We start from the raw sequence: 15636 nt of genomic DNA, 5'->3' as shown, positions 1-15636 counted from the left end.
CGACCAGATGGACGCCGTCACCGACGTGCCGGTACCCGTGAACGAGCCGGTCAAGGGCTACGCGCCGGGCAGCGCCGAGCGGGCCGCGCTCGAAGCCCGGATCAAGGACCTCGGCGGCGCGGCGGCCGAGCTGACGATGGCGATCGGGGGCGAGCGGCGCATGGGCGCGGGCGCGCCGATCGACGTCGTGGAGCCGCACGACCACGGCCACGTCCTCGGCCGGATGGGCGAGGCCACCGACGCCGACGTGGCCGAGGCCGTCGCCGCGGCGCGCCAGGCCGCGTCCGGCTGGCGGTCCATGGCCCCCGACGACCGCGCCGCGATCTTCCTGCGGGCCGCGGAGCTGCTGGCGGGCCCGTGGCGGTCCACGCTGAACGCCGCGACGATCCTCGGGCAGTCCAAGTCGGTGCAGCAGGCGGAGATCGACTCGGCCTGCGAGCTGATCGACTTTCTGCGGTTCAACGTCGCCTACGCGCGGCAGATCCGCGAGCGGCAGCCGAACTCCCCGCCGGGCGCCTGGAACCGGATGGAGTACCGGCCGCTGGAGGGCTTCGTCCTCGCCATCACCCCGTTCAACTTCAGCGCGATCGCCGGGAACCTGCCGACCTCGCCCGCGCTGATGGGCAACGTCGTGGTCTGGAAGCCGTCCCCGACGCAGCAGCTCGCCGCGCACCACACGATGCGGCTGCTGGAGGCCGCCGGGCTCCCGCCCGGCGTGATCAACATGGTGACGGGCAACGGCCGGGCCGTGTCGGACGTGGCGCTCCGGCACCCCGAGCTCGCCGGCCTGCACTTCACCGGCTCGCCGCCGACCTTCCAGCACCTCTGGCGGACGATCGGCGAGAACATCGCCGGCTACCGGGGCTACCCGCGCATCGTCGGCGAGACGGGCGGCAAGGACTTCGTCGTCGCGCACCCGTCCGCCGACCCGGCCGTCCTGAAGACCGCCCTGATCCGCGGCGCCTTCGAGTACCAGGGGCAGAAGTGCTCCGCGGCCTCCCGCGCCTACGTCCCCCGCTCGATCTGGGACGGGCTGCGCGACGACCTGTGCGCCGAGGCCGAGGGCCTGACGATGGGGAACGTCGCCGAGGACCTCTCGCTCTTCATGGGCGCGGTCATCGACGAGCGCGCGTTCGCCAAGCACCGCCGCGCCATCGAGCGCGCCCGCACCCTGCACTCGATCCGGATCCTCGCCGGGGGCACGTTCGACGACTCGCGGGGCTATTTCGTCCGGCCGACCGTCCTGGAGTGCGACGACCCCACCGACGAGATCTTCACCGCCGAGTACTTCGGCCCGATCCTCGCCGTCCACGTCTACGACGACGGCGACTACGACGCCGTCCTGGCGCAGATGGAGGGCGTCAGCGAGTACGGCCTGACCGGAGCCGTCATCGCCCGGGACCGCGCCGCCATCGCCGCGGCCACCGAGACCCTCCGCTTCGCCGCGGGCAACTTCTACATCAACGACAAGCCGACCGGCGCGGTCGTCGGGCAGCAGCCGTTCGGCGGCGCCCGCGCGTCCGGCACCAACGACAAGGCCGGGTCGGTGTTCAACCTCCTGCGCTGGACGAACGTCCGGGCGATCAAGGAGACGTTCGTTCCGCCGACCGACCACCGCTACCCCCACATGGGCCCGCCCCCGGCGTGAGGAGGCCCTTGCGCGGCGGGGGTGAGGCCCGCCCCCCGGCGGCCGGTTGCGCTCGGCGGCGCGAGGCCGGACGATAAGCTCGCCGCACGTCGCGGGCGCGCCGCAACCTGCCCGCGGACGCTCCTCCGACCGCGCTTGGGAACGGGATGTCGACGCTGAACCGACTGGTGCTGTGGAACATCGATCACACGCTGGTCGACGTCGGGCGGGTCACCCGCGAGGCGTACGCCGAGGCGTTCCGGCGGACGATCGGACGGCCCCTCGTCCGGCTCGCCCCCACCCCCGGCCGCACCGAATCCGAGATCATCTTCGAGACGCTGGCCTTCAACGACGTCGTCACCACCGACGACCACCTGCCCGCGTTCACGGCCGCCCTCACCGAGGCGTTCGCCTCCCGCCGCGGTGACCTGCGCACCCACGGGCGGGTCCTCGCGGGCGCCCGCGAGGCCGTCCAGGCGCTCGCGCACGTCCCGGGGGTGGCCCAGTCCGTGCTGACGGGCTCCCTCCGGCCGAACGCGGTGCTGAAGGTGACCGAGCTGGGCCTCGCCGAGCACCTCGACCTGGAGTCCGGCGGATACGAGAACGGCGTCTACAGCAAGGCGGCGCTGCTGGAACTGGCCCGCTCGCGGGCGGGGGAGCGGCACGGCGCCCGCTACCTGGAGTCCGCGACGGTCTACATCGCCGACTCGCCCCGCGACGTCCAGGCGGCCCGCATCGCCGGGTCCCCGGTCGTGGCCGTGGCCACCGGCAGCGCCACCGAGGCCGAGCTGCGCGCCGCCGGCGCCGACCGCGTCCTGTCGACCCTCGCCGATACCAACGCGGTCGTCGCGGCCGCCGCCGACCTCACCCGCCTCTGACCCGCCCCGTTTGTAGCCCCGCCCGGCGGGCCCCCCGGGGCGGGCGCGTCGGGCACGGGTGCGGCCGATACTGTGGGTGCCGCCGCAGGAGCGTTGCCAGGAGGGGAGAACCATGTCCCGTGACCATGAGGTTTCCGAGGGTGCGCCGCTGTGGGAGCCGTCGGCGGAGGTCGTCGACCGCGCGCAGGCGACGCGCTTCGCCCGCTGGCTGCGGGACCGGGGCGTGCACACCTCGTCCTACGAGGACCTCTGGCGCTGGTCGGTCACGGAGGTCGACGCGTTCTGGGACGCGATCTGGTCCTATTTCGGGATCGTCGGACGGCGCGGAGACGGCCCCGTCCGGTCGGGCGGCCCCATGCCGGTGGACGGCCTGGAGTGGTTCCCCGGCGCCACGCTCAACTACGCCGCCAACGCCCTGCGCAGGGCCGCCGACACCCCCGACAAGACCGCCGTGGTCTTCCGGTCGGAGGCGGGCGGGCACCGCGTCCTCACCTACCGCGAGCTGGCCCTGCACGTCGCGGAGGTCCGCGCGGGACTCGCCGACCTCGGCGTCGGCCGGGGCGACCGCGTCGTGGCCTACATCCCGAACATCCCCGAGGCGCTCGTCTGCTTCCTGGCGACCGCGTCGCTGGGCGCGATCTGGTCGTCCTGCTCCCCGGACTTCGGCGCCTCGTCGGTCATCGACAGGTTCGCGCAGATCGAGCCGAAGGTCCTGATCGCCGTGGACGGCTACGCCTACAACGGCAAGCGCTTCGACCGCCGGGACGTCGTCGCCGAGATCGAGGCGGAGCTGCCGACGCTCGCAGCCACCGTCCTGATCCCCTACCTCGACCCGGCCGCCACGCCGGACGGGCTGCGCGCCGGTGTCCACTACCGCGACCTGCCGCGCCAGGGCCACGACGCCCCGGAGTACGAGGACGTGCCGTTCGACCACCCGCTGTGGGTCGTCTACTCGTCCGGGACGACGGGACTGCCCAAGCCGATCGTCCACGGGCACGGCGGCATCGTCCTGGAGCACGTGAAGGCCCTGTCGTTCCACCAGGACCTCGGCCCCGAGGACGTCTTCTTCTGGTACACCACCACCGGCTGGATGATGTGGAACTACCTCGTCGGCGGCCTGCTGGTGGGCTCCACCGTCGTCATGTACGACGGCGCCCCGCTCGACCTCTGGACCCTCGCCGCCGACAGCGGCGTCACCTACATGGGCGTCGGCGCGCCGTACATCACCGCGTCCGCCAAGCAGGGCCTCCGCCCCGGGCGCGACCTCGACCTCTCGCGCCTGCGCGGGATCGGCTCCACCGGCTCGCCGCTGCCGCCCGAGGGCTTCGCCTGGGTGTACGACGCGGTCGGCGCGGACCTGCTGCTCGGCTCGTTCTCCGGCGGCACGGACCTGTGCACCGGCTTCGTGGGCCCGTCCCCCCTGCTGCCGCTCCGCGCGGGCGTCATCCAGTGCCGCGGCCTCGGCGCCAAGGTCGAGTCCTACGGCGACGACGGGAAGCCGGTGCTGGACGAGGTCGGCGAGCTGGTCATCACCGAGCCCATGCCGTCCATGCCGGTCGGGTTCTGGAAGGACGAGGGCGGCGAACGCTACCGCGAGTCCTACTTCGGGATGTACCCGGGCGTGTGGCGCCACGGCGACTGGATCAAGATCCTCCCGGACGGCGGCTGCGTCATCTACGGCCGCTCCGACTCCACCCTCAACCGCGGCGGCGTCCGGATGGGCACGTCCGACTTCTACCGTGTCGTCGAGGCGTTCGAGGAGATCGCCGACAGCCTGGTCATCGACACCGGGCGCCTCGGCCAGGAAGGGCGCCTCCTGCTGTACGTCCAGCTCGCCCCGGGCGCGTCCCTCGGCGACGAGCTGGTGGACGGCCTCAAGCGCCGGATCCGGTCGGCGCTGTCGCCCCGCCACGTCCCCGACGAGATCCGCGAGGTGCCGGGCATCCCGCGGACGCTGTCGGGGAAGAAGCTGGAGGTCCCCGTCCGCAAGATCCTCCAGGGCACGCCGGTCGACAAGGCCGCCAACCGCGATTCCATGGCGAATCCAGAGGTGCTCACCCATTTCACCCCATGAACCCACCCCGTCCGGGCGGCGGGCGCGCCCCGGAACGCAGGTCTCACCTTGGTGAACCCGTGGTTGCGCGGTATCGCGGGGGGTCCGGCGGCATTAGGGTGGGGGCCCGGCCCAAATGTGTTCGATCGGGGGCGGGGGGCAGAACGCGCCGTATGGCCGGGGGGCCGGGTGAACTTCCCCCGGGGTCGGGGCGTCACATATGCGGAGCGCTGGCCTGCGTCGATCAGCCCGTGGTCCGCTCGGTCCGTCGATTGGGAGAGGGACGGTTCCACGCATGGAGGTTGGGGCGCTGCGGTCCGGTGACCCGGAGCGGCTTGGTTCCTACGCCCTGACCGGCCGCGTGGGCGAGGGCGGCCAGGGCACCGTGTTCCTCGGGGAGGACGAGAACGGCAGGCGCGTCGCGGTCAAGCTGCTGCACTCCGAGCTGACCTCCGACGATAAGGCGCGCGCCCGCTTCCTGCGGGAGCTGGAGGTCGCCAAGAAGGTCGCGCCGTTCTGCACCGCCCAGGTCATCGACGCCGACGCCACCGGCGAGCGGCCCTACATCGTCAGCGAGTACGTCCCCGGGCCTTCGCTCAACCAGCAGGTCACGCAGGACGGCCCGCTCGGCGGCGCGGCCCTGGACCGGCTCGCCGTCGGCACCGCGACCGCGCTCGCCGCGATCCACCAGGCGAAGATCATCCACCGCGACTTCAAGCCGCACAACGTGCTGATCGGCCCGGACGGCCCGCGCGTCATCGACTTCGGCGTGGCCCGCGCCATCAGCGGCTCCACCACGCTCACCAGCCGGGTCATCGGCACCCCGTCCTACATGGCGCCCGAGCAGATCCAGGGCGAGGAGGTTGGCACCGCCGCGGACGTGTTCTGCTGGGCCGCCACGCTGGTGTTCGCCGCCACCGGCGAGCCGCCCTTCGGGCAGGACACCATCCCCGCCGTGATCAACCGGATCCTGCACGAGGAGCCCGAGCTCGGCGACCTGGACGGCCCGCTGCGCGGCCTCGTCACCGACTGCCTGCGCAAGGACCCGTCCGCCCGCCCGCACGCCCGGCAGGTGCTGATGCGGCTGCTCGGCCACGAGGACGCGGTCGTCCCCGCCGCCGCGGCCGCGGCCGTCCACCCCGCGGGCGACACCGACGAGACCGCGATGCTCGCCGTGGGCAGCGTCCTCGCGGCGGAGGCCGTCGACGGCGCCGCGGGCGCCGGTCCCGCGCCGTCCCCGGTTGGAGCGTTCGACCGCGGAGCGGCCGGTGGCACCGGCGAATGGGACGAGCTGGACCTGCCCGGCGGCGGGTCCGCGGACCGCCTCCCGACGCCCGCCGAGTGGGCCGCCGACAACACCCTGCCCCGCCACCTCCCCGGCGACGGCGGGCGGCGCGGCCTCCGCACCGCCCTCACCGGCTCCGGCCGCCCGGCCGTGCTCGCCGGCGCCGCCGCGCTGTTCGTGGCGATCGTGGTGGTGTCCGCGGCGCTCGCGCTCGGCTCCGGCGACAAGGGCAAGGCGGGGCAGAAGGTCAGCGACCCCAGCGGACCGCCCGGGACCAGCGACGTCGTGCCCAGCTCGTCGGCGCCGAGGAGCCACACCCCGTCGGGCCCGGCGCCCCGCACGTCCTACAGCCGGTCGCCGTCGTACAGCCCGTCGCCGTCCGAGAGCCCCAGCCCGACCGGGTCCCCGACGCCGACCCGTCCCACGGCCGACCCGACGCCGACGGGCCCGACGCACAGCCCCGACCCGACGGCCACCCTCCCGACCATCACGCCCACCCCGCCGGGGACGGGCACCGACCCCGGCGCCGGCTAGTCCGGCCCCCTCAGCGGCCGCCGCGGTGACGGATGTGCTGCCCCGCCGCGGCTCCCGCCGCCGTCCGGCGTGCGCGCGGGACGGCCCCACCGGGACTTCGGCGATCACCGGGCGGCGGCGCGGGAGCGCCTGGCAGGGTGGGCAAAGCCACGTTCCCCTCGCGGCAGAGCAGGTCGGCTTTGGGGGAATTCCTGGCTACGCTGACGCAGTGAGCGGCGCCACAACGAGGTGGCGCATGGTCTCTAGGGGAGTTGTTGATGGGCGGCAAGCTCGACCAGGCGAAGGACGATTGGCTCCGGCGGGCCGCGGAGACGTGCGCGCAGCGCCCCGGCGGACGTGCCGGGGACGTGGAGGAGGCCCTCGCCTACCTGCGCCTCTACTACCACCATGTCGCGCCGGAGGACCTGCTGTCCCGGGACCCGGCCGACATCTGCGGCCCCGCGACGGCGCACCGCCTGCTCGGTGAGGAGCGGCCGCAGGGACGCGCGAAGGTGCGGGTCTTCACCCCGACGCTGGAGGAGAACGGCTGGGACCCCGGCCACACCGTCGTGCAGGTCGTCACCGACGACATGCCCTTCCTCGTCGACTCGGTGATGATGGAGCTGAGCCGGCACCAGCTCGCCACCCACCTGATCGTCCACCCGCTGCTCGGCGTCGACCGCGACGTCGCCGGCCACCTGCGGGCGTTCCGCGGCAAGCTGGAGAGCGCCACCGACATCGACGAGTCGTGGATCCACATCGAGGTGGACCGCACGAGCGACCGCGAGCGGCTCGCCGTCCTGGAGAAGGACCTCCTGCGCGTCCTCCAGGACGTGCGGGTCGCCGTCGAGGACGAGCCGAAGATGCGGGCCCGGGCCGGTGAGATCGCCGCCGCGATCCGGGACGTCCCCCCGCCGATCGCCGAGAAGGAGATCGCCGAGGGCGTCGAGCTCCTGGACTGGCTGGCCGACGGGCACTTCACCTTCCTCGGCTACCGCGACTACACGCTCACCGAGGGCGGCGAGGAGAGCACGGGCGAGGCCGTGCAGCACGCCGCCGGAGGCCAGCTCGGGCTGCGCCCCGAGCCGGGCACCGGCCTCGGCATCCTGCGCAACGACAAACGCGAGTCCGACAGCTTCGCCTCCCTGCCGCCCGAGGTCCGCGAGAAGGCCACCGAGAAGCACCTGCTCGTGCTGACCAAGGCCAACTCCCGTTCCACCGTCCACCGGCCCCTGTACCTCGACTACATCGGGGTGAAGAAGTTCGACGAGTCGGGCGAGGTCGTCGGCGAGCGGCGGTTCCTCGGCCTGTTCACCCACGTCGCCTACAGCGAGTCGATCGCGCACGTGCCCGTCCTCAAGGGCAAGCTGGACGAGGTGCTGGAGCGCGCCGGGTTCACCCCCGACAGCTACGACGGCCAGGACCTCATCGAGATACTGGAGAGCTACCCGCGCGACGAGCTGTTCCAGATCTCCGTCGACGACCTGCTGCCGATCTCCCTCGGCGTGCTGCGGCTGCGCGAGCGCCGCCAGCTCAAGCTGTTCCTGCGCAAGGACCTGTACGGGCGCTACATGTCGTGCATGGTCTACCTGCCGCGCGACCGCTACACCACACGGATCCGGCTGCGCATCCAGGAGATACTGCGCAGCGCGTTCGAGGGCGTCAGTGTCGACTACAGTGCGAACGTCACCGAATCGATGCTCGCCCGCCTGCACGTGGTCGTGCGCGGCGAGCGCGGGCGCCCGCTGCCCGACGTGGACGTGGACGAGCTGGAGGCGCGCCTCGCCGGCGCGACCCGCTCCTGGGCCGACGACCTGGCCGACGCGATCGTCGAGCAGTGCGGCGAGGAACGTTCCGGCACGCTCACGCGGCGTTACTCCGACGCCTTCCCCGAGGGCTACAAGGCCGACTTCCCGGCCCGCACCGCCGTCGCCGACCTGCGCCGCCTCGACGAGCTGACCGGCGACTCCGACACCTCCATCAACCTGTACGAGCCCTACAGCGCCGGGCCCGGCGAGCGGCGCCTGAAGATCTACCGGCTGGGCGAGCCGATCTCGCTGTCGCGGGTGCTGCCGCTGCTGCAGAACATGGGCGTCGAGGTCATCGACGAACGCCCCTACGAGATCAACAGCCGTGACGGGCAGCGGTTCTGGATCTACGACCTGGGGCTGCGGTACGTCCCGCCGAAGGACGTCTCCGAGGAGGCCATCAAGGGCCTGTTCCAGGACGCGTTCACGGCGCTGTGGGAGGGCCGGATCGAGAACGACGGGTTCAACGCCCTCGTCCTGCACGTCGGCCTGAACTGGTGGCAGGCGATGATCCTGCGCGCCTACGCCCTCTACCTCCGGCAGACCGGCACCAGCTTCTCCAAGCGCTACATCGAGCAGGTCCTGCTGCGGAACGCGCAGATCACGCGGCTGCTCGTCCGGCTGTGGGAGAGCCGCCTGGACCCGGCGCTCGCCGGCGGCGAGGAGGAGCGCGGCCTCGGCATCACCGAGGAACTCCAGGGCAAGCTCGACGAGGTCGCCAGCCTCGACGAGGACCGCATCCTGCGCGCCTACCTGGCGATGATCCAGGCGACGCTGCGGACGAACCACTACCAGGGCAAGCCGTACCTGGCGGTCAAGTTCGACCCCGAGGGCATCCCCGACCTCCCCCAGCCCCGCCCCATGTACGAGATCTTCGTGTACTCGCCGAAGGTCGAGGGCGTCCACCTGCGGTTCGGGTCGGTGGCCCGCGGCGGCCTGCGCTGGTCCGACCGGCGCGAGGACTTCCGCACCGAGATCCTCGGCCTGGTCAAGGCGCAGGCGGTGAAGAACACCGTCATCGTCCCCGCGGGCGCCAAGGGCGGCTTCGTCGGCAAGCAGCTGCCCGACCCCGCCGCCGACCGCGAGGCGTTCATGCAGGCCGGGATCGCCTGCTACAAGGACTTCATCTCCGGGCTGCTCGACGTCACCGACAACCTCGTCGACGGCAAGGTCGTCCCGCCGCCGGACGTCGTCCGGCACGACGGCGACGACACCTACCTCGTGGTCGCGGCCGACAAGGGCACCGCGACGTTCTCCGACATCGCCAACGGCGTCGCCGCCGAGTACGGCTTCTGGCTCGGCGACGCGTTCGCCTCCGGCGGCTCCGTCGGCTACGACCACAAGGCCATGGGGATCACCGCCCGCGGCGCGTGGGAGTCGGTCAAGTACCACTTCCGCTCCCTCGGCACCGACATCCAGCGCGAGGACTTCACCGTCGTCGGCATCGGCGACATGTCCGGCGACGTCTTCGGCAACGGGATGCTGCTGTCGGAGCACATCAAGCTGGTCGCGGCCTTCGACCACCGGCACATCTTCCTCGACCCCGACCCCGACCCGGCCGTCTCGTTCGCCGAGCGCCGCCGCGTCTTCGACCTGCCGCGCAGCTCCTGGGCCGACTACGACGCCTCGCTGCTGTCCAAGGGCGGCGGGATCTTCCCCCGCACCGCCAAGTCGATCAGGCTGAGCCCCCAGGTCAGGGCCGCCCTCGGCATCGACGACGGGGTGAAGGCCATGACCCCGCACGAACTCATCCGCGCCGTGCTGAAGGCCCCCGTGGACCTGCTGTGGAACGGCGGCATCGGCACCTACGTCAAGGCGTCGATCGAGAACAACGCCGACGTCGGCGACAAGGCCAACGACCCCGTCCGGATCGACGGCGAGGAACTGCGCTGCAAGGTGATCGGCGAGGGCGGCAACCTCGGCCTCACCCAGCTCGGCCGCATCGAGTTCGCCCGCGAGGGCGAGCGGCGCGGCACCCCGGCGCTGGTCAACACCGACTTCATCGACAACTCCGCCGGTGTCGACACCTCCGACCACGAGGTCAACATCAAGATCCTGCTCGACCAGGTCGTCCGGGACGGGGAGCTGACCCGCAAGCAGCGCGACACCCTGCTCTACGAGATGACCGACGAGGTCGGACGGCTCGTCCTCCGCGACAACTACGCGCAGAACGTGGTGCTCGCCGCGGCGCGCGCGCAGGCGTCGGCGATGCTGCACGTCCACGCCCGCCACCTGCGCAAGCTGGAGCGGGACGGGCGGCTCAAGCGGCGGCTGGAGTTCCTCCCCGACGACAAGGCCCTCGCCGAGCGCCGCCAGTCGGGATTCGGCCTGACCAGCCCGGAGTTCGCCACCCTGCTGGCCTACGCCAAGCTCACCCTCGACGCCGACATCGTCGCCTCCGACCTCGCCGACGACCCCTACCTGGAATCCTGGCTGGTGGAGTACTTCCCGACGGCGCTGCGCGAGCGGTTCCGGTCCTCCATGGACCGCCACCCCCTGCGCCGGGAGATCATCACCACGGCCGTCGTGAACGACCTGGTCAACAACAGCGGCTCCACGTTCGTCTTCCGGATGAACGAGGAGACCGGCGCGTCCTCGTCCGACATCGCCCGCGCCTACCTGGTGGCCCGCGAGGTCTTCGGGATGCCGCGGTTCTGGCGGTCGGTGGAGGAGCTCACCGACCAGGTCGAGCAGTCCACCCAGATCGCGATGCTGCTGGAGGCGCGCAAGCTCACCGAACGCGGCGCCCGCTGGCTGCTGCACAACCGGCGGCCCCCCTTCGACATCCGCGAGACGATCGACTACTTCGCCGGCGGCGCCGCCACCCTCAGCGGACGGCTCCCGAAGCTGCTGGTCGGCCTCGACCTCGCCGCGTTCGAGCAGCGCAGGGACGGCTTCGCCGAACTCGGCGTCCCGGAGGACCTCGCCGAGCAGGGCGCCATGCTGGTCGCCGCCTACTCCACCTTCGACCTGGTCGGGATCGCCCACGAGACGGGCCGCCCGGTCGAGGAGGTCGCCGAGGTCTACTTCGACCTGGCCGACCGGCTCCAGCTGGCGCGGCTGCGCGAGCGGATCATCACCCTGCCCCGCGACGACCGCTGGCGCTCGATGGCCCGCTCCGCCCTGCGCGACGACCTGTACGCCGCGCACGCCGCCCTCACCCGGGACGTCCTCGTCACCAGCGAGCCGGGAGAGCAGCCCGAGGACCGCCTCGTCCGCTGGGCCGACAAGAACCGGACCGCCGTGCGGCGCGCCCAGCAGACGCTCAGCGAGATCTGGGAGAGCGACAGCTTCGACCTGGCGACCCTCTCCGTCGCCCTAGGCGCGATCCGCACCCTGGTCACCGCCAGCTCGCTGTGATAATTGCAACCCCGGCTGTGTTTATTGCAATCCCGGCCCAGAGGGGCTCGCCTGGCGGCTCGCCCCTCTGACCGTACTTGTGCGAGCGCGTCATCGCTTCGCGATCAGCCCGCGTGAGGCTCGCCTTCGGCATCGCCTCACGCGGGCTGCCATCGCGCTCGCGTGACGGTTGAGGCCGGACGTCTGGGTCCGCTCGACGCCGCGAACGCCACCAGGAGCAGGACGCCCCCGGTGAGGAGTCCCGCCACCTTCGGCGAGTCCCAGCCGAGCGGCTCGGCCTCGTTGAAGCCGTAGACGACGGCGGCGAAGCCCTGAGCACCGCGCCCGGGACGTCCAGCCGTGCCCGCGACGGCGAGCAGTGCGATCGGGACGTTGATGGTGCAGGCACCATCGCCAGTCCGTGTACTCGGTCAGCAGCCCGTCCGCGACGGGGCCGACGGCGGAGCCCGCGGCGCCGACCGCCCCGAACGCCCGTCCCCGCTCGCCGTGCACGGGCGAGGGGAGCAGGGTGGACGGGCGCGAACCCTCACGTCCCGGTGGAACTTGTGGCGCGCCCAGTCCGTGCGGGTCACGTTTGGGCATTCGTACTGTGACCGTCCAGTCACTCTGCGATGATTCCGCAGGACCGGACCGTCGTCTCCATCGGGGGGAGATCCATGCCCGCACGTGCCGTCACCGCCCTGTCGCTGGCGTCCTGCCTGCTCACCGCCCTCGCGGCGGCGGGCTGCGGGAACAGTTCGTCCGCGGGGGCGGATCCGCCCGCGCTCACCAAGGCGCAGGCACAGCAGGCGCTGGCGTCGTTCACGGAGGGGGCCAACCGCGCGGGACGGCGGCTCGACCGCGTGGCGCTGAGGGGGATCGAGGTCGATCCGCAGCTGTCCATGGACACGGCGTCGTTCCGGCTGCGCAGGGTCGTCCGGCAGCGTCCGCCGGTCCTCAGGCTCGGCCAGGTCGCGTACTACATCCCGCGCATGCACGGCTATCCGCGCTGGTTCGCCGCCGACGCCGCCACCGGGTCGGGCAAGCAGACGGTGCGGCACGCGCTGCTGTTCACGCAGGCCAAGGCCGGGGCGCCGTGGCTGCTGGCCGCCGACCCCTATCCGATGGAGGCCGCGCTGAGCCGGGTCGCCTTGGACCCGGACGGCTTCGCCACGCCGGTGGATCCCGGCTCCAAGGGCCTCGCCGTCACGCCCGCCGCGCTTCCCGGCGTCCACGCGAGGCTCCTGACGGAGGGGCCGGGCGCCTCGGGCGTGTCCGTGCTCGCCGACGGGCCCCGGACACATCAGACATTCGAGGCATTGCGCGATGGTGAGCAGGCCCTGGCGAAGCGGGGCATCACGCTGTCGTCGCGGTTCTCCGCCGCGCCGTACGGGGTCTATGCGCTGCGGACCAGGGACCGCGGAGCGCTCGTCTGGTATGTCCTGAAGCAGAACGAGGCGTATTCCGCCCCGAATCGGGGGACGCTGGCTGTAAGCGGTGATCTGGTCGGGCTCGCCCCGGCCAGGGCCACCAGGAACCGGATGGACACCACCGTCCTGGTGCAGTACCTGGCGACCGTCCCGCCCAAGGGCCGTGTGACGGTCGGCGGGATGTACCGCAAGGCCGTCGCCCTGCGCGGCTCCTGAACTCCGTCGGGTGCCCGGGGGCGTTCCCGCTCTTCTGACCGCTGCAGCGGGACCGCTACCGGCATCCGGCGGGCCCCGTCCTCACGGGGCCCGCGGCGACCTCACCTGCCGCACGGCCCCGGGGTGCCGCACGGCAGCAGGGTGCCGCATGGCCGCGGCGTCAGGCCGTCTCCTGCTGGCGCATCCAGCGGATCTCGGCCTCGATGAACTCGTCGATGTCGCCGTCCAGCACCGACGAGGGGTTGCCCGCCTCGACGCCCGTCCTCAGGTCCTTGACGATCTGGTATGGGTGCAGGACGTAGTTGCGGATCTGCGTGCCCCAGCTGCTGGTGCCCTCGCCGCGCAGGGCGGACATCTTCTCCGCCTCCTCCTGCCGCTTGCGCTCCAGCAGCTTGGCCTGGAGCACGTTCATCGCCGTCGCCTTGTTCTGCAACTGGCTGCGCTCGTTCTGGCAGGACACGACGATCCCGGTCGGCAGGTGGGTGATCCGCACCGCCGAGTCGGTGGTGTTGACGCCCTGGCCGCCGGGCCCGGACGAGCGGTACACGTCCACCCGCAGCTCGCTCTCGTCGATGTCGACGTGGTCGCTCTGCTCCACGACGGGGACGACGTCGAGCCCGGCGAACGACGTCTGCCGGCGGCCCTGGTTGTCGAAGGGGGAGATCCGGACGAGGCGGTGCGTGCCGTGCTCGCCGCGCAGCGTCCCGTAGGCGTAGGGGGCCTTCACCGTGAAGGTGGTGGACTTGATGCCCGCCTCCTCCGCGTAGGACGTCTCGTAGACCTCCGTCGGGTAGCCGTGCCGCTCGGCCCAGCGCAGGTACATCCGCTGGAGCTGCTCGGCCCAGTCGGCCGCGTCCACGCCGCCGGCCTGCGCGTTGATCGTGACGAGGGCCTCGCGCGCGTCGTACTCGCCCGACATCAGCGTGCGGACCTCGAGCTGCTGGACGGCCTTGTGCAGCGACGCCAGCTCCTCGTCGGCCTCCACACGGGTGTCGGCGTCGTCCATCTCCTGGGCCAGCTCGTAGAGCGTGGCGACGTCGTCGTGCCGCTGCCGCAGGCCCTCGACCCGGCTCAGCTCGCTCTCCAGGTACGACAGGCGGCGCGTCACCGTCTGGGCGCGTTCCTGATCGTTCCAGAGGCCCGGGTCGGCCGACTGCTCGCGCAGGTCGGCGATGTCGCGCCGCATGGCGTCGAGGTCCAGCACCTGCTCGATGCCGGTGAGTGTCGAGCCGAGCTCTTTGAGCTGCTCTTCGGGTTCGATGCCTGCCACGCACCCGAGCTTATCGCCGTCCCGGGAGTGCCCGAGCGTCCTGACAATACGCTGTGGATGGCAGAATCACGGGCCTAGGAGGCTGATCGTCACGATCGGCGTCAAGATTTCCTGGCCGGGGGACGAGGCTGTGCAGAGGATCTCTCGGGCGGTCGCGGCCGCCGCGCTGCTCGTGCCGCTCGCGGCCACGGGCTGCGCGGACGGCGAGCCGGAGGCGGCACCGCCCACCGCCATGCCCACGACGTCCCCCCCGCCGAAGATCCCGCTGACCCCGCAGGTCGCGCAGAAGGCGTTCGGCACCTATGTCATCGACGAGGACGTGGCGCGCGCCGCCGGGGACGAGCGGCTCGCCCTGACCTGGACGTCGGACGGGCAGTCCCTGCTCACCGCCGCCGAGTTCCGCAAGGCCGCCTTCGACGGCGACCCGGTCCGCCGCTTCGTCTACGCCAAGCCCCGCCTGTACGTGCCGAAGCTGAAACCGGACGGCTATCCCCAGTGGTTCGTGGCGTCGGTGCGCCGGTCCGTCCAGGGCAAGCCCAAAAGCGACCGGACGGCGTTCATGGCGTTCATGCTGCGCAGCCCGTCCGACCGCTGGCGTGTCACCATGACCACCCTCCTGGCCGCCAAGTCCAAGGAACCCAAGATCGTGATCGATCCGGAGGGGTACGCGGAGGCGCTCGGGACCGACGACACCTCGGTGCTGATCCGGCCCCGGGACGTCGGCGGCATCCAGGCGACCGTCGCGGCCGAGGGGGGCGGCAGCGTGGCGGCGAAGGTGATGCGGCCGGGGCCCGTCACCACCGGCTACTACCAGCAGGCGAAACGCGCCAAGAAGAAGGCCAAGGAGAAGGACCTCACACTCCAGGTCGTCTACACCGCCACGCCGTACCCCTACTTCGCGCTGCGCACCGACCGCGGCGGCGGGCTGGTCCTGTACTCCCTGTTCCGCAACACCTCGCTCATCGCCAAGGACCCGGCGACGCCCAAACCGGAGATCCCGGCAGAGGCCGAGCATCTCCTGGAGGGCACCGTCGAGGGCAACGAGATCGACACGACGGCGATGCTGCATTTCGCGGCGTACGACCCGCCGCGTGCCAAAAAAGGCAGAGCGCAGCCCAAGGCGGTCCTGGTCGCCGATGACGGCGCGGTCGCCAAGGCGGCGACACCGCCGCCTCGCAAGCCCTGACCACGGGCGGGCGGGGCCGCGCGCCCGGCGC

General features: G+C 72.2%; 8 protein-coding genes. 7 read left to right on the top strand and 1 reads right to left on the bottom strand.

Translation table 11 applies throughout. The features are described 5' to 3' along the window. The first annotated feature begins 7 nt into the window (after positions 1-7). From pruA to AGRA3207_RS14555, 6 genes are all read left to right on the top strand, one after another. Positions 8-1648 carry an L-glutamate gamma-semialdehyde dehydrogenase gene (gene pruA / locus AGRA3207_RS14580; RefSeq protein ID WP_231335166.1) on the top strand — a complete coding sequence of 547 codons (1641 nt, stop codon included), beginning with the start codon at positions 8-10 and terminating at the stop codon, positions 1646-1648. A gap of 146 nt (positions 1649-1794) precedes the next feature. Beyond that, a complete protein-coding gene (locus AGRA3207_RS14575) occupies positions 1795-2505 on the top strand; it encodes an HAD family hydrolase (protein WP_231335165.1) in 711 nt (236 codons plus the stop codon). A gap of 112 nt (positions 2506-2617) precedes the next feature. Next, positions 2618-4579 carry an acetoacetate--CoA ligase gene (locus tag AGRA3207_RS14570; RefSeq protein ID WP_231335164.1) on the top strand — a complete coding sequence of 654 codons (1962 nt, stop codon included), beginning with the start codon at positions 2618-2620 and terminating at the stop codon, positions 4577-4579. Positions 4580-4853: 274 nt separating this feature from the next. Then, entirely contained in the window at positions 4854-6377 is a 1524-nt protein-coding gene (locus AGRA3207_RS14565; RefSeq protein ID WP_231335163.1) for a serine/threonine-protein kinase, read from the top strand. Between the two features lie 257 nt (positions 6378-6634). Next, positions 6635-11524, top strand: coding sequence for an NAD-glutamate dehydrogenase (locus tag AGRA3207_RS14560; RefSeq protein ID WP_231335162.1), 4890 nt, complete (start codon positions 6635-6637; stop codon positions 11522-11524). Positions 11525-12180: 656 nt separating this feature from the next. Continuing rightward, entirely contained in the window at positions 12181-13149 is a 969-nt protein-coding gene (locus AGRA3207_RS14555) for a DUF8094 domain-containing protein (protein ID WP_231335161.1), read from the top strand. A 160-nt stretch (positions 13150-13309) separates the two neighbouring features. On the opposite strand, the gene prfB is transcribed toward AGRA3207_RS14555, so the two are convergent. Further along, positions 13310-14419, bottom strand: a complete 1110-nt coding sequence (prfB, locus tag AGRA3207_RS14550) for a peptide chain release factor 2 (RefSeq protein WP_231335160.1) — start codon at positions 14417-14419, stop codon at positions 13310-13312. 130 nt (positions 14420-14549) lie between these two features. Here prfB and AGRA3207_RS14545 point away from each other — a divergent pair, with 130 nt between their 5' ends. Then, positions 14550-15605 (top strand): DUF8094 domain-containing protein, encoded by a 1056-nt coding sequence (locus tag AGRA3207_RS14545; protein WP_231335159.1) that lies wholly within the window; start codon positions 14550-14552, stop codon positions 15603-15605. The last annotated feature ends 31 nt before the right edge of the window (positions 15606-15636 follow it).

The sequence above is a fragment of the Actinomadura graeca genome (genome assembly GCF_019175365.1).
GTDB lineage: Bacteria > Actinomycetota > Actinomycetes > Streptosporangiales > Streptosporangiaceae > Spirillospora > Spirillospora graeca.
This window is presented reverse-complemented; position numbering and strand designations above follow the sequence as displayed.

Coding starts and splice junctions, on each gene's coding strand:
- pruA (WP_231335166.1), top strand. CDS start 8: ATGGACGCCGTCACCGACGTGCCGGTACCCGTGAACGAGCCGGTCAAG.
- AGRA3207_RS14575 (WP_231335165.1), top strand. CDS start 1,795: ATGTCGACGCTGAACCGACTGGTGCTGTGGAACATCGATCACACGCTG.
- AGRA3207_RS14570 (WP_231335164.1), top strand. CDS start 2,618: ATGTCCCGTGACCATGAGGTTTCCGAGGGTGCGCCGCTGTGGGAGCCG.
- AGRA3207_RS14565 (WP_231335163.1), top strand. CDS start 4,854: ATGGAGGTTGGGGCGCTGCGGTCCGGTGACCCGGAGCGGCTTGGTTCC.
- AGRA3207_RS14560 (WP_231335162.1), top strand. CDS start 6,635: ATGGGCGGCAAGCTCGACCAGGCGAAGGACGATTGGCTCCGGCGGGCC.
- AGRA3207_RS14555 (WP_231335161.1), top strand. CDS start 12,181: ATGCCCGCACGTGCCGTCACCGCCCTGTCGCTGGCGTCCTGCCTGCTC.